General features: G+C 72.5%; 21 protein-coding genes. 14 read left to right on the top strand and 7 right to left on the bottom strand.

Going from position 1 to position 22507, the window contains the following annotated elements; genetic code table 11:
• Positions 1–56: 56 nt before the first annotated feature.
• Entirely contained in the window at positions 57–758 is a 702-nt protein-coding gene (locus tag AB4880_RS08385) for a maleylpyruvate isomerase family mycothiol-dependent enzyme (protein ID WP_367918761.1), read from the bottom strand.
• 143 nt (positions 759–901) lie between these two features.
• Between AB4880_RS08385 and uvrA the strand changes: the two genes are divergently transcribed.
• From uvrA to AB4880_RS08400, 3 genes are all read left to right on the top strand, one after another.
• Positions 902–3907: an excinuclease ABC subunit UvrA gene (gene uvrA, locus AB4880_RS08390; protein WP_367918762.1), complete on the top strand. Its 3006-nt coding sequence runs from the start codon at positions 902–904 to the stop codon at positions 3905–3907.
• Positions 3908–3975: 68 nt separating this feature from the next.
• The gene (locus AB4880_RS08395; RefSeq protein ID WP_367918763.1) at positions 3976–4455 is read left to right on the top strand and encodes a Rieske (2Fe-2S) protein; all 480 of its coding nucleotides are present in this window, start codon (positions 3976–3978) and stop codon (positions 4453–4455) included.
• Complete coding sequence (locus AB4880_RS08400; RefSeq protein WP_367918764.1) at positions 4452–4880, top strand: Rieske (2Fe-2S) protein; 429 nt, start codon at positions 4452–4454, stop codon at positions 4878–4880. Before AB4880_RS08395 ends, AB4880_RS08400 begins: the two co-directional genes overlap by 4 nt.
• Before the next feature lies 1 nt (position 4881).
• On the opposite strand, the gene AB4880_RS08405 is transcribed toward AB4880_RS08400, so the two are convergent.
• On the bottom strand, positions 4882–5727 hold the full coding sequence (locus AB4880_RS08405; RefSeq protein ID WP_367918765.1) for an alpha/beta hydrolase: 846 nt from the start codon (positions 5725–5727) through the stop codon (positions 4882–4884).
• Entirely contained in the window at positions 5724–7031 is a 1308-nt protein-coding gene (locus AB4880_RS08410; protein WP_367918766.1) for a tetratricopeptide repeat protein, read from the bottom strand. The genes AB4880_RS08405 and AB4880_RS08410 overlap by 4 nt, the downstream gene beginning before the upstream one ends.
• Before the next feature lie 38 nt (positions 7032–7069).
• On the opposite strand from AB4880_RS08410, the gene uvrC reads away from it, so the two are divergent.
• The 10 genes from uvrC (at position 7070) to AB4880_RS08460 (ending at position 16537) form a co-directional block, all read left to right on the top strand.
• Positions 7070–9064: an excinuclease ABC subunit UvrC gene (uvrC, locus tag AB4880_RS08415; RefSeq protein ID WP_379228418.1), complete on the top strand. Its 1995-nt coding sequence runs from the start codon at positions 7070–7072 to the stop codon at positions 9062–9064.
• On the top strand, positions 9057–9926 hold the full coding sequence (gene rapZ, locus AB4880_RS08420; protein ID WP_367918768.1) for an RNase adapter RapZ: 870 nt from the start codon (positions 9057–9059) through the stop codon (positions 9924–9926). Before uvrC ends, rapZ begins: the two co-directional genes overlap by 8 nt.
• The gene (locus tag AB4880_RS08425) at positions 9923–10918 is read left to right on the top strand and encodes a gluconeogenesis factor YvcK family protein (RefSeq protein WP_367918769.1); all 996 of its coding nucleotides are present in this window, start codon (positions 9923–9925) and stop codon (positions 10916–10918) included. The genes rapZ and AB4880_RS08425 overlap by 4 nt, the downstream gene beginning before the upstream one ends.
• Positions 10919–11030: 112 nt before the next feature.
• Positions 11031–12017, top strand: coding sequence for a DNA-binding protein WhiA (gene whiA, locus AB4880_RS08430; RefSeq protein ID WP_367918770.1), 987 nt, complete (start codon positions 11031–11033; stop codon positions 12015–12017).
• An 89-nt stretch (positions 12018–12106) separates the two neighbouring features.
• Positions 12107–12739: an Orn/Lys/Arg family decarboxylase gene (locus AB4880_RS08435; RefSeq protein ID WP_367918771.1), complete on the top strand. Its 633-nt coding sequence runs from the start codon at positions 12107–12109 to the stop codon at positions 12737–12739.
• A gap of 44 nt (positions 12740–12783) precedes the next feature.
• Positions 12784–13782 (top strand): type I glyceraldehyde-3-phosphate dehydrogenase, encoded by a 999-nt coding sequence (gene gap, locus AB4880_RS08440; RefSeq protein WP_367918772.1) that lies wholly within the window; start codon positions 12784–12786, stop codon positions 13780–13782.
• A 5-nt stretch (positions 13783–13787) separates the two neighbouring features.
• The gene (locus AB4880_RS08445) at positions 13788–14993 is read left to right on the top strand and encodes a phosphoglycerate kinase (protein WP_437440496.1); all 1206 of its coding nucleotides are present in this window, start codon (positions 13788–13790) and stop codon (positions 14991–14993) included.
• Positions 14994–15058: 65 nt separating this feature from the next.
• Entirely contained in the window at positions 15059–15850 is a 792-nt protein-coding gene (gene tpiA, locus AB4880_RS08450; protein ID WP_367918773.1) for a triose-phosphate isomerase, read from the top strand.
• A gap of 27 nt (positions 15851–15877) precedes the next feature.
• Entirely contained in the window at positions 15878–16114 is a 237-nt protein-coding gene (gene secG, locus AB4880_RS08455; RefSeq protein ID WP_367918774.1) for a preprotein translocase subunit SecG, read from the top strand.
• A 60-nt stretch (positions 16115–16174) separates the two neighbouring features.
• A complete protein-coding gene (locus tag AB4880_RS08460; protein ID WP_367918775.1) occupies positions 16175–16537 on the top strand; it encodes an RNA polymerase-binding protein RbpA in 363 nt (120 codons plus the stop codon).
• Positions 16538–16563: 26 nt separating this feature from the next.
• Here AB4880_RS08460 and AB4880_RS08465 read toward each other — a convergent pair whose 3' ends face one another.
• The 4 genes from AB4880_RS08465 to AB4880_RS08480 form a co-directional block, all read right to left on the bottom strand.
• Positions 16564–18735, bottom strand: coding sequence for a sortase domain-containing protein (locus tag AB4880_RS08465; RefSeq protein WP_367918776.1), 2172 nt, complete (start codon positions 18733–18735; stop codon positions 16564–16566).
• A 156-nt stretch (positions 18736–18891) separates the two neighbouring features.
• Entirely contained in the window at positions 18892–20082 is a 1191-nt protein-coding gene (locus AB4880_RS08470) for an amidohydrolase (RefSeq protein ID WP_367918777.1), read from the bottom strand.
• Positions 20079–21530 (bottom strand): sodium:solute symporter family protein, encoded by a 1452-nt coding sequence (locus AB4880_RS08475; protein WP_367918778.1) that lies wholly within the window; start codon positions 21528–21530, stop codon positions 20079–20081. The genes AB4880_RS08470 and AB4880_RS08475 overlap by 4 nt, the downstream gene beginning before the upstream one ends.
• Positions 21530–21730: a hypothetical protein gene (locus AB4880_RS08480; RefSeq protein ID WP_367918779.1), complete on the bottom strand. Its 201-nt coding sequence runs from the start codon at positions 21728–21730 to the stop codon at positions 21530–21532. Before AB4880_RS08480 ends, AB4880_RS08475 begins: the two co-directional genes overlap by 1 nt.
• A 129-nt stretch (positions 21731–21859) precedes the next feature.
• On the opposite strand from AB4880_RS08480, the gene AB4880_RS08485 reads away from it, so the two are divergent.
• Positions 21860–22501: a GntR family transcriptional regulator gene (locus tag AB4880_RS08485; protein ID WP_367918780.1), complete on the top strand. Its 642-nt coding sequence runs from the start codon at positions 21860–21862 to the stop codon at positions 22499–22501.
• The last annotated feature ends 6 nt before the right edge of the window (positions 22502–22507 follow it).

The raw sequence follows: 22507 nt of genomic DNA on the forward strand, positions 1-22507 counted from the left end.
CTCAACGAGGACTCGCTCAACGCCGCCTGAAACAGCGGAGGTTGACACAGGGCAACTCATCGGCCCTCCATGCTCGGCAGTGTTCCGGTGGAGCTCGACACTACTGCGGCGGCGTCGCGGCCCGACGCCCACCAGGCCAGTGCGCCGACCGGTCCGCTCACGGTGGGGGCGCCGTCGCCGGCGTCGCCGAACGTCCAGCGGGCCGGCTCGTCGCTGGCCACCACGTGGAAGCCGGGGCCGTCGTACTTGCCGCTCTCGAAGGTCAGGAACGCCACCGCGTTCGCCGGCGGCCAGTCGGACGCCGTGTAGCCGGCGCCGAGGTCGGCGTGGTGGATCTCGACCTCGCGCAGCCGCAGGAAGGGGACGGCGTTGGCGGACATCAGCCGGCCGCCCGGCGTCCGCTCGAAGGTGGTGCCCTCCGGCAGCCCCTCCGCGACCGCCCCGACCGAGGCCAGTGCGTCGCAGGCCGCGGTCAGGCGGGCGAGCACGGCGGCGGGCGGCTCCGCCGCGAGGACGTCGATGTCGCCGTCGCGCCGCTCGTCCGAGACGTACATGGTCGTCGGCGTGCCGTCGCGCAGCCCGCTCAGCACGCCGACCATCGCCTCGGCGTTGAGGGCCAGGTGGGCGAGGACGTGGCCGCGGGTCCACCCGGCGCACAGGCTCGGGGCGGCCCAGCCGTCGTCGGGGAGCGACTCGGCGGTGGCGATCAGTCGCGCGGTCGCGGCGGACAGGGCGGGAAGACGGGAGGCGGAGGTCACGGGGACATCATGCCCGCGTCCGCCACGACAGGGCCGTTGTCGGTGGCGGGTGAGAGGGTGGTCCACGGGTCGGCGGCTTGCCTGCGCGCCGTACCATGGCGAACACTTGTTCGAAGATCTCGACACCACTCCAGAGGACCGTAGTGACCGACCAGCTGATCATCCGCGGCGCACGCGAGCACAACCTGAAGGACGTCTCCATCGACCTTCCGCGCGACTCGCTGATCGTGTTCACCGGTCTCTCCGGCTCGGGCAAGTCCAGCCTCGCGTTCGACACGATCTTCGCCGAGGGCCAACGGCGCTACGTCGAGTCGCTGTCGGCCTACGCCCGCCAGTTCCTCGGCCAGATGGACAAGCCCGACGTCGACTTCATCGAGGGCCTCTCGCCCGCGGTGTCGATCGACCAGAAGTCGACGTCGAAGAACCCGCGCTCGACCGTCGGCACCATCACCGAGGTCTACGACTACCTCCGCCTCCTCTACGCCCGCGCCGGCCGCCCCCACTGCCCGACCTGCGGCGCGCCCATCGAGCGGCAGACGCCGCAGCAGATCGTCGACCGGATGATGGCGCTCGACGAGGGCACCCGCTTCCAGGTCCTGGCGCCGGTCGTCCGGGGCCGCAAGGGCGAGTACGTCGAGCTCTTCCGCCAGCTGCAGACGCAGGGCTTCTCCCGCGCCCGCGTCGACGGCGAGACCCACAACCTCGACAGCCCGCCGACGCTCGACAAGAAGCTCAAGCACACCATCGAGGTCGTGGTCGACCGGCTCGCGGTCAAGGCGTCCGCCAAGCGCCGGCTCACCGACTCCGTCGAGACCGCGCTCGGCCTCGCCGGCGGGCTGGTCGTCTTCGACCTGGTCGACGGCGGCCAGGAGCTCAAGTTCTCCGAGAAGATGGCGTGCCCCAACGACCACCCGATCGAGACCGACGACCTCGAGCCGCGCTCGTTCTCGTTCAACTCGCCGTTCGGCGCCTGCCCGGCCTGCGCGGGCCTCGGCACCCGGATGGAGGTCGACCCCGAGCTCGTCGTCCCCGACCCCACCGCCACGCTCGCCGAGGGTGCGCTCCAGCCGTGGAGCCACGCCCACGTCGCCGACTACTTCGGCCGGCTGCTCATCGCGCTCGGCGACGAGCTCGGCTTCGACGTCGACACCCCGTGGGAGCAGCTGAGCACCCGCGCGCAGCGCGCCATCCTCGACGGCCACGCCACCAAGGTCCACGTCGTCACCCGCAACCGCTACGGCCGCGAGCGGTCCTACTACGCCGACTTCGAGGGCGTGCGCAAGTACGTCGAGCGCCGCCACCGCGAGGCCGAGAGCGACACCAGCCGCGAGCGCTTCGAGGGCTTCATGCGCGAGGTCCCGTGCCCGGTCTGCTCCGGCAGCCGGCTCAAGCCGGTCTCGATGGCGGTCACCCTCGGCGCCAAGGACCGCGGCGGCAAGAACATCGCCGAGGTCTGCGCGCTGCCCATCAACGAGGCCGCCGCCTACCTGCGCGACCTCGACCTGTCCGCGCGTGAGCGCCAGATCGGCGAGCGGGTCCTCAAGGAGATCCAGGAGCGCCTCAACTTCCTGCTCGACGTCGGGCTCGACTACCTCTCCCTCGACCGGCCCTCGGGCTCGCTGTCCGGCGGCGAGGCGCAGCGCATCCGGCTCGCCACCCAGATCGGCGCCGGCCTGGTCGGCGTCCTCTACGTGCTCGACGAGCCGTCGATCGGGCTCCACCAGCGTGACAACCAGAAGCTCATCGAGACCCTGGTCCGGCTCAAGGACCTCGGCAACACGCTCATCGTCGTCGAGCACGACGAGGACACCATCCGGGTCGCCGACTGGATCGTCGACATCGGCCCCGGCGCCGGCGAGCACGGCGGCCAGGTGGTCCACTCCGGCACGGTCAAGCAGCTCCTCGAGCACCCCGACTCGATGACCGGCCAGTACCTCTCCGGTCGCCGGGAGATCCCCGTGCCCGCCGTACGACGTCCGCGCACGGTCGGCCGTGAGCTCAAGGTCGTCGGCGCTCGCGAGCACAACCTCAAGAACGTCGACGTCGCCTTCCCGCTCGGCGTCTTCACCGCGGTCACCGGCGTGTCCGGCTCGGGCAAGTCGACGCTGGTCAACGACATCCTCTACACGTCGCTGGCCAAGCAGATCTACAACGCCCGCGCCATCCCCGGCCGGCACCAGAAGATCACCGGGCTCGAGCACGTCGACAAGGTGATCCACGTCGACCAGTCGCCGATCGGCCGCACGCCCCGCTCCAACCCGGCGACCTACACGGGCGTCTTCGACCACGTCCGCAAGCTGTTCGCGCAGACGCCCGAGGCGAAGATGCGCGGCTACCAGCAGGGCCGGTTCTCGTTCAACGTCAAGGGCGGCCGCTGCGAGGCGTGCGCCGGCGACGGCACGATCAAGATCGAGATGAACTTCCTGCCCGACGTCTACGTCCCGTGCGAGGTCTGCCACGGCGCCCGCTACAACCGCGAGACGCTCGAGGTCCACTACAAGGGCAAGACCATCGCCGAGGTCCTCGACATGCCGATCGAGGAGGCGAAGGACTTCTTCGCCGCCGTCCCGCCGATCGCGCGCCACATGCAGACGCTCACCGAGGTAGGCCTCGGCTACGTCCGCCTCGGCCAGCCCGCGACCACGCTGTCCGGCGGTGAGGCGCAGCGCGTCAAGCTGGCGGCCGAGCTGCAGAAGCGCTCCACCGGCCGCACGGTCTACGTCCTCGACGAGCCCACCACCGGCCTGCACTTCGAGGACATCCGCAAGCTGCTCGGTGTCCTCTCGGGCCTGGTCGACAAGGGCAACACGGTCCTCGTCATCGAGCACAACCTCGACGTCATCAAGACCGCCGACTGGATCATCGACATGGGTCCCGAGGGCGGCTCGCGCGGCGGCACCGTCGTCGCGCAGGGCACGCCCGAGCAGATCGCCGAGGTCGCCGAGAGCCACACCGGCGCCTTCCTGCGGCCGCTGCTCGACGGCCGCGGAGCCGAGCAGCCGGGGGCGCCCAAGCGGGCGCCGAAGACGACGCTGCCGCCCACGAAGACGGCGGCCAAGAAGGCGGCGGCGGCGAAGAAGACCGCGGCCCGCAAGGCGGCGGCGGTCAAGAAGTCGACGACCGGCACGGCGAAGCGCGCATCCCGGTAGGCACGCCCGCGAGGATCCTCGGGCGGGCGCACAGCCTGCTCTCAGACAGCCCCCGTAGCCTGGCGCCCATGACTTCCCTGAGCAGGCGACGTGCCCTGACCGGAGCGGCGACCCTGGGAGTGGGTGTGCCCCTGCTCGCGGCATGCGGCGGCAACGACCAGACCACCGCGTCCGACCCGGCGCACACCCCGGCCGCGCCTCCCGCGACCGGCTCGTCGTCCCCGACGGCGACCGGCGGCGCGGCGACCGGCGGCGCCGGCGAGGCGGGCCTGGTCGCGGCGAGCGACGTCCCGGTCGGCGGCGGCGTCGTCCTCAAGGACCAGGAGCTCGTCGTCACCCAGCCGGCGGCGGGGGAGTTCAAGTGCTTCAAGGCGCTGTGCACCCACCAGGGCTGCCTGGTCGGCAGCGTCACCGACGGCAAGATCGTCTGCCCGTGCCACGGCAGCTCGTTCTCGATCACCGACGGCGCGGTCGAGGGCGGCCCGGCGCCGTCCGCGCTGCCCGCCGTCCAGGTGAAGGTCAGCGGCGGCCAGGTCGACCTGGCATGAGCGGCAGTCCCCTCGGCGAGATCCGCGCCAGCCGGCGGATCGTGTTCTCCGGGCTCGGCGCGCTCGGCGTCGCGGCCGCGCTGGCCGGGTGTGCCGGCAGCGGCGGCAGCAGTACGCCGAAGGTCACCGTCGGCACCGAGTTCGCCACCTTCGACGAGGTCCCCGTGGGCGGCGGGATCATCCTGACCGTGCAGAAGATCGTCCTCACCCAGCCGTCGGCGGGGGAGTTCAAGGCCTTCACGGCCGTGTGCACCCACCAGGGATTCACCGTCACCTCGGTCAAGGACGACACGATCCGCTGCGACCACCACGGCTCGTCCTACTCCGCGAGCACGGGTCAGGTCGAGGGCGGGCCCGCTCCGGCGCCCCTCTCCGCCGTGAAGATCACCGTCGACACCGCGGCCAAGAAGATCCTGGCGGCCTGACCTACCGCAGCAGCTCGCCGACCGCCGCCGCGACGGCGGCTCCGGCCGCGGTGCCCGGGTCGACGACGTCGAAGTGGTGGGCGCCGTCCAGGACGTCGACCTGCACCAAGGACGCCGCCCCGATCACGGCGACCTGGCTGCGGGGGACCGTCGCGTCCTCTTCGGCGAGCAGCACCCGCACCGGTGCCCGCAGCCCCTCGAGGCGCTGGGACGGGTCGAGCGCGGCATAGCGCTCGGCCAGCTCGGCGGGCGGGCCGCCCAGCCAGTCGACGACGGCGCCGGAGCCCAGTCCGTCCGCGGCCGCGCGCACCAGGTCGGCGACCGGTGCGAGCGCGACGACCGCGACCGGAGCCAGGCCGGGCTCGGCGCCGCGCCACAGCGCGAGCGTCCCGCCCGCCGAGTGCCCGACCCAGACCGCCGTACGGCCGGCCGTCAGCCGGTCGACGGCTCGCAGGTCGGCGAGGGTGGCGTCGGGATCGCCGGGGATCCGGCGGTACTCCGGCAGCCACACCGCGGCCCCCGTGGCGGCGGCCAGGAAGGCCGCGAACGCACGGGCGTGGACCCGGTCGATCCCCGGCCGGAAGTAGCCGCCGTGCACCAGGACGACGAGCCCCCGCGCGTCCGCGTCGCCGATCACCTCGACGAGCTGGTCGGGGTGGTCGGGGTGGTCGCCGTAGCGGAGCACGGCAGCGGACGCGCCGAGCGCCGCTCCGGCCGCCTCGAGCCGCTCCCAGGCGGCCTCCTCGGCAGCGGCGACGTCGGCAGCATGGTCGGCAGCATGGTCGGCAGCATGGTCGGCAGCATGGTCGGCAGCATGGTCGGCAGCGTCATCGGTGGTCCCGGTCACGGGACCAGCATGCCCGCCCTCGCGGTCGCCGTCGCGCGCCACCGCCGATCCCGTACGGCGGGCCGCCGGTCGAGGCGGCTGTCGAGGACGAGCCGCGCCTCGTCGTACCGGCCGGCGCGGAGCAGCGCCGCGATCCGCGCCTCCTCGACGATCTCGCGCTGCGCGTCCGAGCCGCCGAGCCGCCAGACCTGCGGCGTGAGCGCCGCGAGCCGGTCGGCGGCGCTCGAGCAGTTCCCGGCGGCGAGCAGGCCGAGCGCCTCGGCCAGGGGTGCGACGACCTCGCGGTGGGTCGGGTTGGGGTGCGTCGCGCTCCAGTCGGCGAGCCGGCGGAGGCCGACGCGGTCGTCGGTCGCCAGCAGGACGACGGCCGCGTGCAGCCCGAGGAACGCCGTCCCCGGGTGCTCCAGCACCGAACGCCCGGTCACGTCGGCGACCTCGGCGAGCGACGGGACGTCGGTCGCGTCCGGCGTGATCGCCCAGCGGAACAGCAGCGATCCGGTGTCGACCAGCGCTCGGCAGCCGACCGCGCGGCGCGGCTGCAGCTGGGTCTCGTAGCGGCGGCGGACCGCGGCGAGGTCGCCGAGGGAGAGCTCGTGCAGTGCGGCGTGCCAGGAGAAGTGGGTGAGGCTGTCGGTGCCTGCGCCGTCACCCGTGATCCAGGCGTCCATCCAGCCGAGTCCGCCGGCGTGGTCGCCGGTCTCGTAGTGCGCGTGGGCGCGGGCGTGGGCGGCGTGGCCGCCGGCCGGCTCCGCGGCGAGGGAGCGGCAGGAGAGCGACATCGCGTCGTCGTAGCGGCGCTGCTCCTGACGCACGAACGCCAACAGTCCGAGGATCCACGGGTCGTCGCCGTAGGCGGGCGCGGCCGTCTCGACGATCCGCCACGCCTGCTCGGGGACGTCGGTGACGCCCGCGAAGGCGATCGTCGGCATCGCGACCGAGAGCAGGAGGGCGTCGCGCGGGTACGACGCGAGGTGGGCCACCAGGGGAGCGGGGTCGCCGACCAGGTGCCGCTCGATGGCGTGGACGTGGCTGCGCTCCCGCGGCGTCGCGCGCCCGGCGTGGAGGCGGGCGTCGGCCAGGCGGGCCGCGATGTCGACCTCGACGCACATCTCGTGGCCGAGCAGCGCGAGGGCGGCGTGGCCGACGGCGAAAGTCGGGTCGAGGGCGACCGCGGCGGCGATCCGGCCGGCGGCGCCGGTGCGCAGGCGGAGCAGGTCGCGCACGCCGTCGGCGTACGCCTCGGCCGCGAGCGGGCCGGTGGTGAGCTCGTATCCGTAGGGGTCGCGACATCGAGGGCTGGCCATATGTCTAGTAAACCACGCGACTAACCTATTTAAAGACCATGACCGCGTTGTCGGGGCTGTCGGCGGGTCTCCGTAGGGTTGAGGACGTGTCACCCGCCCTCAGTTACCGACCCAAGCCGGGCTCGATCCCGACGCAGCCGGGGGTCTACCGGTTCCGCGACCGCACGCAGCGGGTGATCTACGTCGGCAAGGCCAAGAACCTGCGCGCCCGGCTGTCGTCGTACTTCCAGGACATCGGCAACCTCCACCCGCGCACGGCGACCATGGTCACGACCGCGACCTCGGTGGAGTGGACGGTCGTCGGCACCGAGGTCGAGGCGCTGCAGCTGGAGTACTCCTGGATCAAGGAGTACGACCCGCGGTTCAACGTGAAGTACCGCGACGACAAGTCGTACCCGTGGCTCGCGGTCACCGTCTCCGACGAGTTCCCGCGGGTGATGGTCGGCCGGGGCGCGAAGCGCAAGGGCACCCGCTACTTCGGGCCCTACAGCCACGCCTGGGCGATCCGCGAGACCGTCGACATCCTGCTCCGCGTCTTCCCGATGCGCTCGTGCAGTAACGGCGTCTTCAAGCGGTCGAGCCAGATCGGCCGGCCCTGCCTGCTCGGCTACATCGACAAGTGCTCCGCGCCCTGCGTCGGCAACGTCAGCCCCGAGGACCACCGGGCGATCGTCGACGACTTCTGCGAGTTCATGGCCGGACGCACACGGCCGTTCATGAAGCGGATCGAGACCGAGATGTACGCCGCCTCCGACGCGCTCGACTTCGAGAAGGCGGCCCGGCTGCGCGACGACCTCGGCGCGATGAACAAGGCGCTGGAGAAGCAGGCGGTCGTCTTCGGCGACGGCTCCGACGCCGACGTCATCGCGCTCGCCGAGGACCCGCTCGAGGTCGCCGTCCAGGTGTTCTACGTGCGGGGCGGGCGGATCCGCGGCCAGCGCGGCTGGGTCGCAGACCGCACCGACGAGGGCGACACGTCGTCGCTGGTCGAGGACTTCCTGCTGCAGCTCTACGCCGGGGTCGCGCCGGAGGACGCGCGCGACGCCGTACCGAGGGAGATCCTGGTGCCCGAGCTGCCGCCCGAGCACGAGACCTTCGAGCGCCTGCTGTCGGACCTGCGCGGGTCGAAGGTCGAGATCCGGGTTCCGCAGCGCGGCGACAAGAAGACCCTGCAGGAGACGGTCGCGCGCAACGCCTCCGAGTCGCTGGCGCTGCACAAGACGAAGCGGGCCAGCGACCTGACCACGCGCAACAAGGCGCTGGCCGAGATCGCGGAGGCGCTCGAGCTCGACGAGGCGCCGCTGCGGATCGAGTGCTACGACGTCTCGCACATCCAGGGCACCGAGATCGTCGCGTCGATGGTGGTCTTCGAGGACGGCCTGGCGCGCAAGGGGGAGTACCGCCGATTCGTGATCAAGGACCAGGAGGGCTCCGACGACGTCAAGGCGATGCACGAGGTGATCACCCGGCGGTTCCGGCGGCTGCTCGACGAGCAGGCGCGCTCCGAGCTGCGGCCCGGCGATCCCGAGGCCGGCACCGGCCCGATGCTCGTCGACCCCGACACCGGCCGGCCGCGGAAGTTCGCCTACGCGCCGGGGCTCGTCGTCGTCGACGGCGGCGCGCCGCAGGTCGCCGCGGCGCAGCGCGCGCTCGACGAGCTCGGCATCGACGACATCCCCGTCTGCGGTCTGGCGAAGCGGCTCGAGGAGGTCTGGGTGCCGGGCGAGGAGGACCCGGTGATCCTGCCCCGCACCTCCGAAGGGCTTTACCTGCTGCAGCGCGTGCGTGACGAGGCCCACCGCTTCGCGATCACCCATCACCGCAACCGGCGGTCGAAGTCGATGGTCGAGAGCATGCTCGACGGCGTCCCGGGGCTGGGCGAGGTGCGCCGCAAGACGCTGTTGCGTCACTTCGGCTCGCTGCGCAAGCTCCGGGCCGCGACGGTCGACGAGATCGCGGCCGTGCCGGGCGTCGGCCCGCGCACCGCCGAGGCGATCAAGCAGGCCCTGCAGCACAATGACGCCCATGAGTGAGAGCACGCCCGGCCAGCTCGTGGTCGTCACCGGCATGACCGGCGCCGGTCGCAGCACGGCCGCCAAGGAGCTGGAGGACCTCGGCTTCTACGTCGTCGACAACCTCCCGCCCAGCCTGCTGCCCGACGTGGTGCGTCTCGTCGACGAGACGCACGGGCCGGCGCAGCGGGTCGCGGTCGTGGTCGACGTACGGTCGGGCTCGTTCTTCCAGGGCCTGCGCAGCGCGCTCGCGCACGGCGTCGCCGGGCGCGACACGACGCTGGTGTTCCTCGACGCCGGCGACGAGGTGCTGGTCCGCCGCCAGGAGGCGGCGCGCCGTCCGCACCCGCTGCAGGAGGGCGGCCGGCTGCTCGACGGGCTGCACCGCGAGCGCGTCGTCCTGGGTGACCTGCGCTCCGAGGCCGACCTGGTCATCGACACCAGCAACCTCAACGTCCACCAGCTGACCGACCGGATCGCGGAGGCCTTCGGCACGGCCGACGCCACCCGGCTGCGGGTCTCGGTGATCAGCTTCGGCTTCAAGTACGGCATCCCGGTCGACGCCGACTTCCTCGCCGACATGCGCTTCCTGCCCAACCCGCACTGGATCCCCGAGCTGCGCCCGCGCACCGGCCAGGACCCGGAGGTCTCCGCCTACGTCCTCGGGCGCGAGGGCGCCGCCGAGTTCGTCGACGCCTACGTGCCGCTGCTGACCGGCGTCGCCGAGGGCTACCTGCGCGAGGGCAAGCGCTTCATGCGCGTCGCGATCGGCTGCACCGGCGGCAAGCACCGCAGCGTCGCGATGACCGAGGAGATCGCCCGACGGCTGAGCGAGCAGGGCTACGTCGCCCGCGCCATCCACCGGGACCTGGGGCGCGAGTGAGCTCGGACTTCCTCGGGGCCGATCAGCGTGCCCAGGCCGTGGTCGCGCTCGGCGGCGGACACGGGCTGCACGCGTCGCTCAGTGCGCTGCGCCACCTGGTCGACGACCTCACCGTCGACGAGCTGACCGCGATCGTGACGGTCGCCGACAACGGCGGCTCGTCCGGCCGGCTGCGCGGCGAGTTCGGCGTGCTGCCGCCCGGCGACCTGCGGATGGCGCTCGCCGCGCTCTGCGGCGACGACGCGTGGGGCGACACCTGGGCGCGCGTGCTGCAGCACCGCTTCGCCGGCGACGGCGAGATGCGCGGGCATGTCGTCGGCAACCTGCTCATCGTCGGCCTCTGGGAGCTGCTCGGCGACCACGTCGACGCGCTCGACTGGGTCGGCCGCCTGCTCGGCGCCAAGGGCCGCGTGCTGCCGATGGCGATGGAGCCGATGGACATCACCGCCGACGTCCGCGGACTCGACGCCGCCCACCCCGACGCGCTCACCTCCGTCCGCGGACAGGTCGAGGTCGCGACCACCGACGGCGTCATCGCCGGGATCGCGCTCGAGCCCGCCGACCCGGAGGTCAGTCCCGCCGTCACCGACGCGATCGCCGCCGCGGACTGGGCCGTCCTCGGTCCCGGCTCGTGGTTCACCAGCGTGCTGCCGCACCTGCTGGTGCCGCGCCTGCGCGCCGCGCTCGTCGAGACCGACGCCCGCCTGGTCGTCGTCCTGAACCTCGAGGAGCAGGCAGGAGAGACCCACGGCTTCGGGCCGGCCGACCACCTCGCCGTCCTCGCCGAGCACGCGCCGGACCTCGCCGTCCACGTCGTACTCGCCGACCGCGGCTCGGTCGGCTCGCCGGCCGAGCTGGCGGAGCTCGAGGAGACCGTCGCCGCCCTCGGCGCCCGGCTCGTCGTCGACGACGTCGCGGCCGACGACGGCTCGCCGCGGCACGACGCCGACAAGCTCGCGGCCGCCTACGCCCGGATCTTCGCGGCCGGCTGAGCCCGCCGCCCGGCTCTCCGGTGGCGCCGGCGTGTGGCGCGGATCGCGCGGGGGAGCTCGCCTTCCGTGGTGGGCGCGAGCGGTTGTTGACCCCCGTGGGAGGATCGGCGCTATGGCGATGACGGCACAGGTCAAGGCGGAGCTGGCCAGCATTCCGGTCACGAAGGTGTGCTGCCGCAAGGCCGAGGTCGCCTCGATGCTCCGGTTCGCGGGCGGACTCCACATCGTCGGCGGACGGATCGTCGTCGAGGCCGAGCTCGACACCGGCGCCGCGGCCCGCCGGCTGCGCAAGGACATCTCCGAGATCTACGGCCAGAGCTCCGAGGTCGTGATGGTGCAGGGGAGCGGGCTGCGCAAGGGCAGCCGCTATATCGTCCGCGTCGTCAAGGACGGCGAGGCGCTCGCCCGCCAGACCGGGCTGCTCGACCAGCGCGGACGCCCGGTCCGCGGCCTTCCGCCCGCCGTCGTCTCCGGCGGCGCGTGCGACGCGGTCGCGGCGTGGCGCGGGGCCTTCTTGGCCCACGGCTCGCTCACCGAGCCCGGCCGGTCGTCGTCCCTGGAGGTCACCTGCCCGGGATCGGAGGCGGCGCTTGCGCTCGTCGGCGTCTCCCGCCGGCTCGGGATCCAGGCCAAGGCCCGCGAGGTCCGCGGCGTCGACCGGGTCGTCATCCGTGACGGCGACGCGATCGGCCAGCTGCTCGCCCGCCTCGGCGCCCACGAGACGCTGATGGCCTGGGAGGAGCGCCGGATGCGCCGCGAGGTCCGCGCCACGGCCAACCGCCTCGCCAACTTCGACGACGCCAACCTGCGTCGCTCCGCCCGCGCCGCTGTCACGGCCGGCGCCCGCGTCGAGCGCGCCATGGAGATCCTCGGCCCCGAGGTCCCCGACCACCTCAAGATGGCCGGCGAGCTGCGCCTCGAGCACAAGCAGGCCTCGCTCGAGGAGCTCGGCCAGCTGCACGAGCCGGTCCTGACCAAGGACGCCATCGCCGGCCGGATCCGCCGCCTGCTCGCGATGGCCGACAAGCGCGCCGAGGAGCTCGGCATCCCCGACACCGAGGCGTCGCTCACCCCGGACATGCTCGCCGGCGACGCCTGAGCGTCCGGATCCTTCGCCTCGGGCGGGTACGGCGCTGGGATGGACCAGTCGCGTACGCCCGTGCTCGAGGCGCTGCAGGCCTGCGCCAGATGGTCGAGGACGGCACGTCGCTGCTCGGCGCCGCCCTCGACCGCGCGCGGCGGGTCCGGGACGCGGTCGAGAAGCTCGACGGGATCGACGTCATGGGACGCGAGATCGTCGACCAGGGCCTCGCCTTCGACCTCGACCCGCTCGCCCTCACCTTCGACGTCTCCGGCCTCGGGATCACCGGCTACACCGCCACCGAGCACGCCCGGTCGGCGCACCGCGTGAACCTCGGCGCCTCCGACACGGTCCGGATCAGCGCCCGGCTCACCCACGCCGACACGGACGAGCGGGTCGACCGGCTGATCGAGGTCGTGACCGCGCCGGTCGCCGACGCCCCGTCGCTCGACCCGGCGCCGGAGGTCGACTTCCCGTCCGCCCACGGACTCGAGCTGGAGACCGTGATGCTGCCCCGCGAGGCCTTCTTCGCCGAGATCGAGACCGTCCCCGTCGCCGAGGCGGTGGGCCGGATCGCGGCCGAGCTGGTCAGCCCCTACCCGCCCGGCGTGCCGGTGCTCGCCCCCGGCGAGCGGATCACCCGCGAGGCGCTCGACTACCTGCGTTCGGCACGTGCCGCCGGCGTCCTGCTGCCCGATCCGGCGGACAAGTCCCTCGCCACGCTTCGTGTCGTCGCCTAGGGTCGGGAGCACCGACAACGTCCGGCTCTCCCAGGAGGCTTGAAGTGACTGTTCGTGTAGGGATCAACGGATTCGGCCGGATCGGCCGGAACTTCTTCCGCGCCGTGCGAGCCGGCGGGGCCGACATCGAGATCGTCGGCGTCAACGACCTCACGGACAACGCCACGCTCGCCCACCTGTTGAAGTACGACTCGATCCTCGGCCCCCTCGACGTCGACGTGGAGGCCACCGAGGACGCGATCATCGTCGGCGGGCAGGAGATCAAGGTCTTCGCCGAACGTGATCCCGCGGCCCTCGGCTGGGGCGCGATCGGCGTCGACGTCGTGGTGGAGTCGACCGGCTTCTTCACCGACGCCACCAAGGCGCGCGCCCACGTCGAGCGCGGCGGTGCCAAGAAGGTGATCATCTCCGCACCCGCCACCAACGAGGACGCCACCATCGTGATGGGCGTCAACCACGAGACCTACGACCCGGCCGCCCACACGGTCATCTCGAACGCCTCCTGCACCACCAACTGCCTCGCGCCGATGGCCAAGGCGCTCAACGACGGGCTGGGCATCGTCAAGGGACTGATGACCACGGTGCACGCCTACACCGCCGACCAGAACCTGCAGGACAACATCCACAAGGACCTGCGTCGCGCCCGCGCCGCCGCCATCAACATCGTGCCGACCTCGACCGGCGCGGCGAAGGCGATCGGGCTGGTGCTGCCCGAGCTCAAGGGCCGCCTCGACGGCTACGCCCTGCGGGTGCCGACCCCGACCGGCTCGCTGACCGACCTCTCCTTCGAGGCGTCGCGCGAGACCAGCGTCGAGGAGGTCAACGCGATCGTGAAGGCGGCCGCCGACGGCCGCTATCTGAAGTACTCCACCGCGCCCATCGTCTCCTCCGACATCGTCACCGATCCGGCCTCCTGCATCTTCGACGCACCCCTCACCAAGGTGATCGGCAACCAGGTCAAGGTGGCGGGCTGGTACGACAACGAGTGGGGCTACTCCAACCGGCTGGGGGACCTGGTCACCTACGTGGGCGCTACCCTCTGACGCTTGTGACAGCAATCAACGCGCTCGACGAGTCGTTCCTCCACGATGTCGCGGGCAAGCGCGTCCTCGTCCGCTCGGACCTGAACGTCCCCCTCGACGGGACGACCATCACCGACGACGGCCGGATCCGGGCCAGCGTGCCGACCATCCAGGCCCTGGCGAACGCCGGTGCCCGCGTGGTCGTCGTCGCCCACCTCGGCCGTCCGAAGGGCGAGCCGGACCCGGCGTACTCGCTGGCGCCCGTTGCCGCCCGCCTCGGCGAGCTGCTCGGCGCGCCGGTGGCCTTCGCCACCGACACCGTCGGCGCCTCCGCCCAGGAGACCGTCGCCGCGCTGCAGGACGGCCAGGTCGCGCTGCTCGAGAACGTCCGGTTCAACGCCGGCGAGACCAGCAAGGACGACGCCGAGCGCGGCGCCTTCGCCGACCAGCTCGCCGCCCTCGCCGACGCCTTCGTCTCCGACGGCTTCGGGGTGGTGCACCGCAAGCAGGCCAGCGTGTACGACGTCGCCCAGCGCCTCCCGCACGCGATGGGCAACCTGGTCGCCGCGGAGATCGACGTGCTGCGCCGGCTCACCGTCGACCCGGCCCGGCCGTATGTCGTCGTCCTCGGTGGATCCAAGGTCTCCGACAAGCTCGGCGTGATCGACAACCTGCTCGGCAAGGCCGACAAGCTGCTCATCGGCGGCGGCATGGTCTTCACCTTCCTCAAGGCCGATGGCCACGAGGTCGGCAAGAGCCTGCTCGAGGAGGACCAGCTCGACACGGTCCGCGCCTATCAGGCCCGCGCCAAGGAGCTCGGCGTCGAGATCGTGCTGCCCACCGACATCGTCGTCGCCGACAGCTTCGGCGACGAGGCGTCCGCGCGCGTCGTCGCGGCCACCGAGATCCCGGCCGACACGCTGGGCCTCGACATCGGCCCCGCGTCGGGCGCGGCCTTCGGCGGCGCTCTCGCCGACGCCAAGACCGTCTTCTGGAACGGCCCGATGGGCGTCTTCGAGCAGCCGGCCTTCGCCGAGGGCACCCGTGCGGTCGCCGCGGCGCTGACCCAGGTCGACGGGCTCTCGGTCGTCGGTGGCGGCGACTCGGCCGCGGCCGTGCGGACCCTCGGGTTCGACGAGGCGGCCTTCGGGCACATCTCGACCGGCGGCGGCGCCAGCCTCGAGTATCTCGAGGGCAAGGAGCTGCCCGGCATCACGGTGCTCGAGGACTGACGCACGGGCGCTCCGCCCCCGTGAACCCCCGCTGGGGCCTCGCCCCAGACCCTGAAGGAGAAGCAATGACGCGTACGCCGCTGATGGCCGGCAACTGGAAGATGAACCTCAACCACGCCGAGGCCGTGGTGCTGGTGCAGAAGCTCGCCTGGACGCTGTCGGACAAGCGGCACGACTACGGCAAGGTCGAGGTCGCGGTGCTGCCGCCCTTCACCGACATCCGGTCGGTGCAGACGCTCATCGACGGCGACCGGCTCTCGATCAAGCACGGCGCGCAGGACGTGTCGCAGCACGCGGGCGGCGCCTACACGGGTGAGATCTCGGCGGCGATGCTGGCCAAGCTCGGCTGCTCGTACGTCGTCGTCGGCCACTCCGAGCGCCGGCAGTATCACGGCGAGACCGACGCGATCGTGAACGCCAAGGCCAAGGCGGCGCTGGGGGCGAAGATCATCCCCATCGTTTGCGTCGGCGAGGGCCTCGAGGTCCGCCAGGCGGGCGAGCACGTGGCGTACACGACGGCCCAGCTCGAGGGCTCGCTGGCGGGCCTGTCGAAGAAGCAGGTGGCCGGCCTGGTCATCGCCTACGAGCCGGTGTGGGCGATCGGCACCGGCGAGGTCGCCACGCCGGACGACGCGCAGGAGGTCTGCGCGGCGATCCGCGAGCAGATCCGCCAGTCGTACGGCGACGAGGCGGCCGACGCCGTACGCGTGCTCTACGGCGGCTCGGTGAAGGCGGCCAATGTCGCCGGCATCATGGCCAAGGCCGACGTCGACGGCGCGCTCGTCGGCGGGGCGAGCCTCGAAGCCGACGAGTTCGGAGGAATCTGCCGCTTCTACGACATGCCGGTGCTGTCGTAGTCGGGACCCTGACGTAGGATTCGTCGCGTGTCGACGCTTCTGACTGTCCTGCTCGTGATCACGAGCCTGCTGCTCATCCTTCTGGTGTTGCTGCACAAGGGTCGTGGCGGCGGTCTCTCGGACATGTTCGGTGGCGGTGTGTCGAGCTCGCTCGGCGGCTCGTCCGTCGCCGAGCGCAACCTCGATCGGTTCACGATCGGGATCGGCGTCATCTGGTTCGCCTGCGTCATCGCGCTGGGCCTCCTGCTCGCGTACAAGAACTGATCGACTGCAACCGGCTCGCGGGGTGACCGCGGCCGTTCGAGGCTTTGAGGAGAGAATCCGTTGGCTGGTGGTGGTGGGAACGCGATCCGCGGTAGTCGCGTCGGCGCGGGTCCGATGGGCGAGGCCGAGCGTGGCGAGGCTGCTCCCCGTCAGGCGGTGACCTACTTCTGCGCGAACAGTCACCGCGCGGTGATCACGTTCTCCGTCGAGGCGTCCGTCCCCGAGTCGTGGGACTGCCCCAAGTGCGGCCTCCCTGCCGGACTCGACTCCGAGAACGCCCCGCCGGCGCCGAAGATCGAGCCGTACAAGACCCACCTGGCCTACGTGAAGGAGCGCCGCTCCGACAAGGAGGCCGAGGTCATCCTCGACGAGGCGATCCAGCTGCTGCGCTCGCGCCGCAAGTCGGGCGACATCATCTTCTGAGCCCGTCGCCGACGGGCGGCACGGCGTCACCACGGCACGGCCTCGACCACGAGGTTCTTGCGGTAGTGGAAGCCTCCACCGCTGGTGGAGACGCGGTCGGTGCAGGTGATGAGCACCAGCCGCCGGGCGACGTCCTGGTGGAAGAGGCTGCGCGGAAGACGGTCACGGTCGATCGCCCGGATCCGGACGATCCGCCAGTCGTGGCCGGTGCCGCCCGCGGCCGTGTGGATGCGGTCGCCGACACGCGCTGACCGGAGCCGGTGGAAGACGCCGGGGCGGTCGTGGTCGTCGGAGACGTGTCCGGCGACGACCGTGGTGCCGACGAGGGCGTCGAGCGAGGCGCCCGCGGTCCACAGGCCGGCCAGGCGCGGCCCGAGGGGCGCCGGCAGCACCGAGCCGTGGAAGCCGACACCGGTGAGCTCAGCCCTGATCCCGATGCGCGCCAGCGCGACGCTGCGTGCTGCGGCACGACCGCGGACGGCCGGGCGGAAGCCGCCGGTGTCGACCTTGGGGTGCGCCGGGACCGCAGGCTGCGTCGGCGCGACGACCGCGGTCTCCTCGGCGACGCCGGCGGTGGTCCAGGGGGCGGCCTCGCTCAGGGCGGTCGCCGCGAGCTGCTCGCGGTAGGTGTAGCAGCCGCCGGTGTGGATGCGCGTGCGGCCGACGGCCAGGCTGGCGGTGCCCGAGCTGGTCGTCGCGCCGGAGAGAGGCACGACGAAGCTGCCTGCGGAGGCCGCCGGAGCGCCGGCCCACCGTGCGCCGGTGCAGCGGCCGGCGCGGTCGGGCGCGACCGGCCCGAGGAGCTGCCACAGGCCCGTCAACGGAGTCGTAAGGGCGCCGAGACCGGTCGGCAGCCCGGTGACGGTGACCTGGTCGACCAGGTCGGTCTCGGCGACGGCGCGCTGCAGGTTGATCCGCGTGCGCAGGCGCGGCGTGCTGACGGCGAGGGCGGTCTCCTCGGCGAGCCCGGCCGGCGTCCAGCCGACCGCGGCGGTGGTGGGGGAGCCGGCGAGCCGCTGGCGGTAGGTGTAGCAGCCGGTCGCGGTGATGGTGGTGGCGCCGACGGTGAGGGAGCCGTCGCTGGTGACCGTGAAGGCGCCCTGGGCGGCGACCGGCGCGCGGGACCAGTCGACGGCGCCGCAGCCGGCCGGGGGCGTGGCGGAAGCGGCAGGTGCGATCGGGCCGAGTAGCTGCCAGGCACCGGGGATCGCCGCAGCGGCCGCCCCCGCGCCGGAGCCGAGCCCGCGGACGGTCACGGTGTCGACCAGCCGGGCGCCGACGCGCGCTCGCTGGAGGTTGACCTGGGTGCTCAGCGTGGGCACGCGCAGGGCAGGGGCCGAGGCCCGCGCCGCGAGGTGGCGGAAGCCCGCGGTGGTGGCGACGCGCTGGTCGCGCGGGCCGGCGGGGTAGCGGCGGTAGCGGTGGTCGGGGACCTGGTCGTAGCTGATCCGGGCGCTGACGGCGCCCGTGCCGATCCGGCGCCAGGGCAGGCTGAGCGGCCTGGTCGTGGTGGTGAGCGCGTGGCGTGCGGCGCCGTCGGGGAAGGTCGCGCCGGCGAGGGTCACGACCACGCGGACGCCCGGGACGAGACGACCCGCGGCCGAGCGGAGGTCGAGGGCGGAGAGCGTGCCGGTGGTGCCGGCGGAGCGCAGCACCGGCTTCGGCACGGAGTAGCCGACGCGGCGGGGCGCGTAGGCCCGGGCCTCGCGGACCAGGCCGGAGGCGGTGCGCTCGACCGCCGCGGCGACGGCCGGCCGCTCGCGTCGCAGGTCGGCCAGGTGGGAGCGCATCAGATCGCGCCGCGAGTTGAGCCGCTGGGTCATCCCGACGGTCCACCAGAGCGCGGCCGCCAGCACCGGGTCGCGGCGGGCTCGCTCGAGCCGGGTGGACAGCAGGTAGCCGATGACCGGGTCGGTGATGACCCCGGGGTGCCCGGGCGCGGTGGGCCAGGCACGGGGGCCGGTGTCGAGGCAGATCCCGAAGCGGCCGTCGGGGAGTCGGCGGATGCCGAGCTCGGATCCGCTGGAGGTGACGAAGCCGGAGAAGGACGCAGGCGCTGAGCCCGCGGCGGCCGCGGCGGTCTCGCCGGGCGGCCCGAGAGCCGGGCCGAGGAGCGGGCCGAGGAGCGGGCCGAGGAGCGAGCTGAGGACGGTCAGCAGGAGCAGCGGAAGGACGAGGCGGCGGGCAGGAGTTCTCATGAGGCCCGATCCTGGGCGGCGGAGAGCGGATCCCGGAGCGCGTCGTCGTCCGCTGTGGAGAACCACCGCGCCGGCCACCCCCTGTGGACAGGAAGTGGCCGGCGCTGGTGCGGATGATGCCGTTGGGGCGCCGTCGCGACGCGCGGGCGGCGAGGCTCAGCCCCGGTAGCGACCGTCCCGCGCGACGATCGAGCCCGCCTTGATGACGACCTCGCGCACGGGAACCCGGGCGACCGCCTCCGCGTGGCAGCGGGCGCGCACGAGCACCAGGTCGGCGGTGTCGCCGACGCTGAGGCCGTAGCCGGCGATGCCGATCAGCTTCGCCGCGCCGGTGGTGGCGGTGCCCAAGGCCAGCTCGAGCCCCTCGTCGGTGCGCGCTGAGTTGCGGTAGGCGACGAGGTTGGCCCGGCGCAGCATGTCGCCGTCGCCGAACGGGCCCCACAGGTCGTTGATGCCGTCGCTGCCGGACGCGAAGGTCACGCCCGCGGCGGCCATCTTGTCGAGCGGCGGCACCGGCACGTCGTACACGGCGGCGCTGACGATGGCGACGCCCGCCGCGGCGAACCGCTCGATGAGCGCGTCCTGCGTGGGCGCGTGGCCGAGGCCGAAGGCGTGACTGATGGCGACCTTGCCGGCCATCCCGTAGGCGATGGTCCGGTCGACGATCTGGCCCATCTCCCAGGCGCCGAGGGCGCCGTCGTCGTGGAGGTGGATGTCGATCCCGGCGCCGGTGCGCGCGGCGAGCTCGAAGATCGCGTCGAGGTGCTCGGTCGGTGCGCCGTCGAAGCCGGCCGGGTCGAGCCCGCCGATGGTGGTGGCGCCCTCGGCGACCGCCTTCTCGAGGAGCTCGAGCGTGCCGGGGTTGGTGATCAGTCCGCCCTGGGGGAAGGCGACCTGCTCGATGGTGACCGCGTCGGCGTACCGCTTGGCGACGTCGGCCACGACCTCGATGCCGCGGGTGCCGACGCCGGGGTCGACGTCGGTGTGCGTGCGGATGTGGGTGGTTCCGGCGCCGATCATCGCCTCGACGAGCGCGGCGACGTAGTCGGGCTGGGGGAGGCCGTACTGGTCGCGCACCTCCCGCTCGCGGGCGATCCGCTCGTGTACCGACGTGGTTGCCGGGGTGGGCACCCACGGACCGGAGTAGAGCGTCTTGTCGATGTGGCAGTGCGCGTCGATGAGGCCGGGCAGGGCGATCAGACCCGTGGCGTCGATCGTCTCGACACCCTCCGCGACGGGGGCCGCGGCGCCGGCCGGGACGACGGAGGCGATCCGTCCGTCCGCCACGGTCAGCGTCACCGGCGACTCGTGGCCGGGCAGGGTCAGGTTCTCCAGGCGCAGGCTCATGCAGCCACCCCTTCCAGGTGGGCGGGCGTGGCGGCACGGGCCGGAAGGACCAGCGATCCGACCACGGTGATGGTGAGGTTGACCGCCAGCGCGGCGAACCCGATGTTGAGGCCGAGGACGATCGGCGTCACGGACAGGACCGACCAGGCGACGAGGCCGAGGCCGACGGCGGCGCCGACGATCGTTGCGGTCGTGTTGAGCCGCTTCCAGAACAGGCCGAGCAGGACGGCGGGCACGAACTGCGTCACGCCGGTCTGGCCGATCTGCAGCAGGTTGACCAGCAGCGTCGGCGCCGACAGCGCGATGCCGAGGCTGACGCCCATCACCACGAGGACCATGACCCGCGAGATCCGCAGGACGGTGTGGTCGGAGGCGTTGGGGGCGAAGGCGTCGCGGAAGACGTTCTTCGACAGCTGGGTCGCCGACTGCAGGACCAGCAGGCTGACGGGGACGATCGCGGCGAGCGCGCCGCCGGCGCCGACGATGCCGACCAGCCACGACGGCAGGGTCTGCACGGTCAGGTTGAGGAGCACGCCGTTGCTGGCCGGGCCCTGGATGCCGGGGATCGCGAGCAGCGCGGTGAGGCCGACCATGACCGGCAGGAACAGCAGCACGCCGTAGAAGGGCAGGAAGACCATGTTGCGGCGGACCGTCTTCTCCGACTTCGCCGAGAAGATCGCGGCGGTCGAGTGCGGGAACATGAAGAAGGCCAGGCCGGAGCCGATCAGCGTCGTCATCATCCACAGCGGGGTGTGTTGCGGGGTGAGGCCGGTGAGGGAGAGCAGTCCGGGGTGGGTCTGCTGCACCTTGTCGACGACGTGGGCGTAGGAGCCGAAGTAGTGGATCGGGATCCAGACGCCGACGATGACGATGGCGGCCACCATCAGGATGTCCTTGAGGATCGACACCAGCGCGGTGGCGTGCATGCCGGACAGGAAGACGAAGACGGCGACGACCGCGAAGGCGACGAGCATGCTCGTCTCGCGGGGGAGCGCGCCCTTGGTGGTGACCTCGATGATCTGGCCGAAGCCGAGCAGCTGGATCTCGATGTAGGGGATCATGAACGCGACGCCGACGACGCCGAAGGCGGCGCCGATCCAGCGGCTGCCGAAGCGGTGGGCGAAGTAGTCGGCCTGGGTCATCAGGCCGTGGTTGCTGGCGTAGCGCCACAGCCGCGGCAGGTAGAGGTAGCCGAGGCACATCGCGATGGTGCCGTACGCCGTCGTCCACATCGCCGCGGCGCCGATGCTGTAGGCGCCGCCCGAGGCGCCGAGGAAGGTGGCGGTCGAGTAGATCTCGCCGGCGGCGAGCACCCAGAAGAGCACGGTGCCGAAGGACCGGCCGCCGATGCTCCAGCTGGTGAGGTCGCCGGCCACCGCGCGGCGGCGGGACATGATGCCGATCAGCCCGGCGAGGGCCAGGGTGATGACGATGATCGCGACGGCCATCAGAGCTCGTCCCCCTCGTGGCGGCGGTTGATGAGGTCGGCGGCGAGGACGAAGAACGGTCCGACGAGCACCCAGAAGAGGAACCACGAGCCGATGGCCGGCAAGGGGCCGATCCGGTAGTCGCCCGAGAACACGGGCACGCCGGCGATCAGCAGGACCACCGGGACGAGGGGGAGGACCCCCGCAACTTTCTTGGACATCTAAACCCTCCTGGGTATTCGGTATACCAACTCTGGTATACCAGCGACCATAAGGCTAGGATGACCCGATGTAAATGGCCCCGGGCCAGGAAAATGCGGATCGCCGAGAGCCGGTCCGGAGAGGACGAGATGAGCGCGCTGGCCGACATCGGCGGAGGGCACCGGTCGCTGAGCGACGAGGTGACCGACGCCGTCCGCGAGCTGATCGTCATCGGGCAGATCGCGCCCGGCGAGCGGCTCCACGAGCGCAACCTGTCGACCGACCTCGGCGTGTCACGGGTGCCGGTGCGCGAGGCGATCCTGCGGCTGACCATCGAGGGACTGATCCGGGTCGAGCCGCGGCGCGGGGCCTTCGCGACCGACATCGACGCCACCTCCGTCGAGGAGGTCTTCGACGGGCGCGAGGTGCTGGAGGCGCGGCTCGCGGGCTTCGCGGCCCAGCGCCGCACGGACGACGACCTGGCGCTGCTGCACACCTTCCTCACGACCGGCGTCCCGCTCGACGCGAGCGAGCACCGCGCCATCGACGCGGGCTTTCACCAGGCCCTCATCGACGCGGCCCATCACGACATCCTGGCGCGGCTGATGACGCCGCTGCAGCATCACGTACGACGGCTCTTCTGGCTCACCGGCGGCAAGACCGGCGTCGACACCGAGGGCCACCACGAGTCGATCGTCGAGGCCGTCGAGGCCCAGGACGCCCGGCTGGCGAGCAAGCGGGCGGCCGAGCACGTCCGGACGGTCCGCAAGGCCACCCAGGGGATGCTCTAGCCCCGA

It is taken from the genome of Nocardioides ginsengisoli (assembly GCF_039537225.1).
GTDB lineage: Bacteria > Actinomycetota > Actinomycetes > Propionibacteriales > Nocardioidaceae > Nocardioides > Nocardioides ginsengisoli.

Coding starts and splice junctions, on each gene's coding strand:
- AB4880_RS08395 (WP_367918763.1), top strand. CDS start 3,976: ATGACTTCCCTGAGCAGGCGACGTGCCCTGACCGGAGCGGCGACCCTG.
- AB4880_RS08400 (WP_367918764.1), top strand. CDS start 4,452: ATGAGCGGCAGTCCCCTCGGCGAGATCCGCGCCAGCCGGCGGATCGTG.
- AB4880_RS08410 (WP_367918766.1), bottom strand. CDS start 7,031: ATGGCCAGCCCTCGATGTCGCGACCCCTACGGATACGAGCTCACCACC.
- uvrC (WP_379228418.1), top strand. CDS start 7,070: ATGACCGCGTTGTCGGGGCTGTCGGCGGGTCTCCGTAGGGTTGAGGAC.
- rapZ (WP_367918768.1), top strand. CDS start 9,057: ATGAGTGAGAGCACGCCCGGCCAGCTCGTGGTCGTCACCGGCATGACC.
- whiA (WP_367918770.1), top strand. CDS start 11,031: ATGGCGATGACGGCACAGGTCAAGGCGGAGCTGGCCAGCATTCCGGTC.
- AB4880_RS08435 (WP_367918771.1), top strand. CDS start 12,107: ATGGTCGAGGACGGCACGTCGCTGCTCGGCGCCGCCCTCGACCGCGCG.
- tpiA (WP_367918773.1), top strand. CDS start 15,059: ATGACGCGTACGCCGCTGATGGCCGGCAACTGGAAGATGAACCTCAAC.
- AB4880_RS08465 (WP_367918776.1), bottom strand. CDS start 18,735: ATGAGAACTCCTGCCCGCCGCCTCGTCCTTCCGCTGCTCCTGCTGACC.
- AB4880_RS08470 (WP_367918777.1), bottom strand. CDS start 20,082: ATGAGCCTGCGCCTGGAGAACCTGACCCTGCCCGGCCACGAGTCGCCG.
- AB4880_RS08475 (WP_367918778.1), bottom strand. CDS start 21,530: ATGGCCGTCGCGATCATCGTCATCACCCTGGCCCTCGCCGGGCTGATC.
- AB4880_RS08480 (WP_367918779.1), bottom strand. CDS start 21,730: ATGTCCAAGAAAGTTGCGGGGGTCCTCCCCCTCGTCCCGGTGGTCCTG.
- AB4880_RS08485 (WP_367918780.1), top strand. CDS start 21,860: ATGAGCGCGCTGGCCGACATCGGCGGAGGGCACCGGTCGCTGAGCGAC.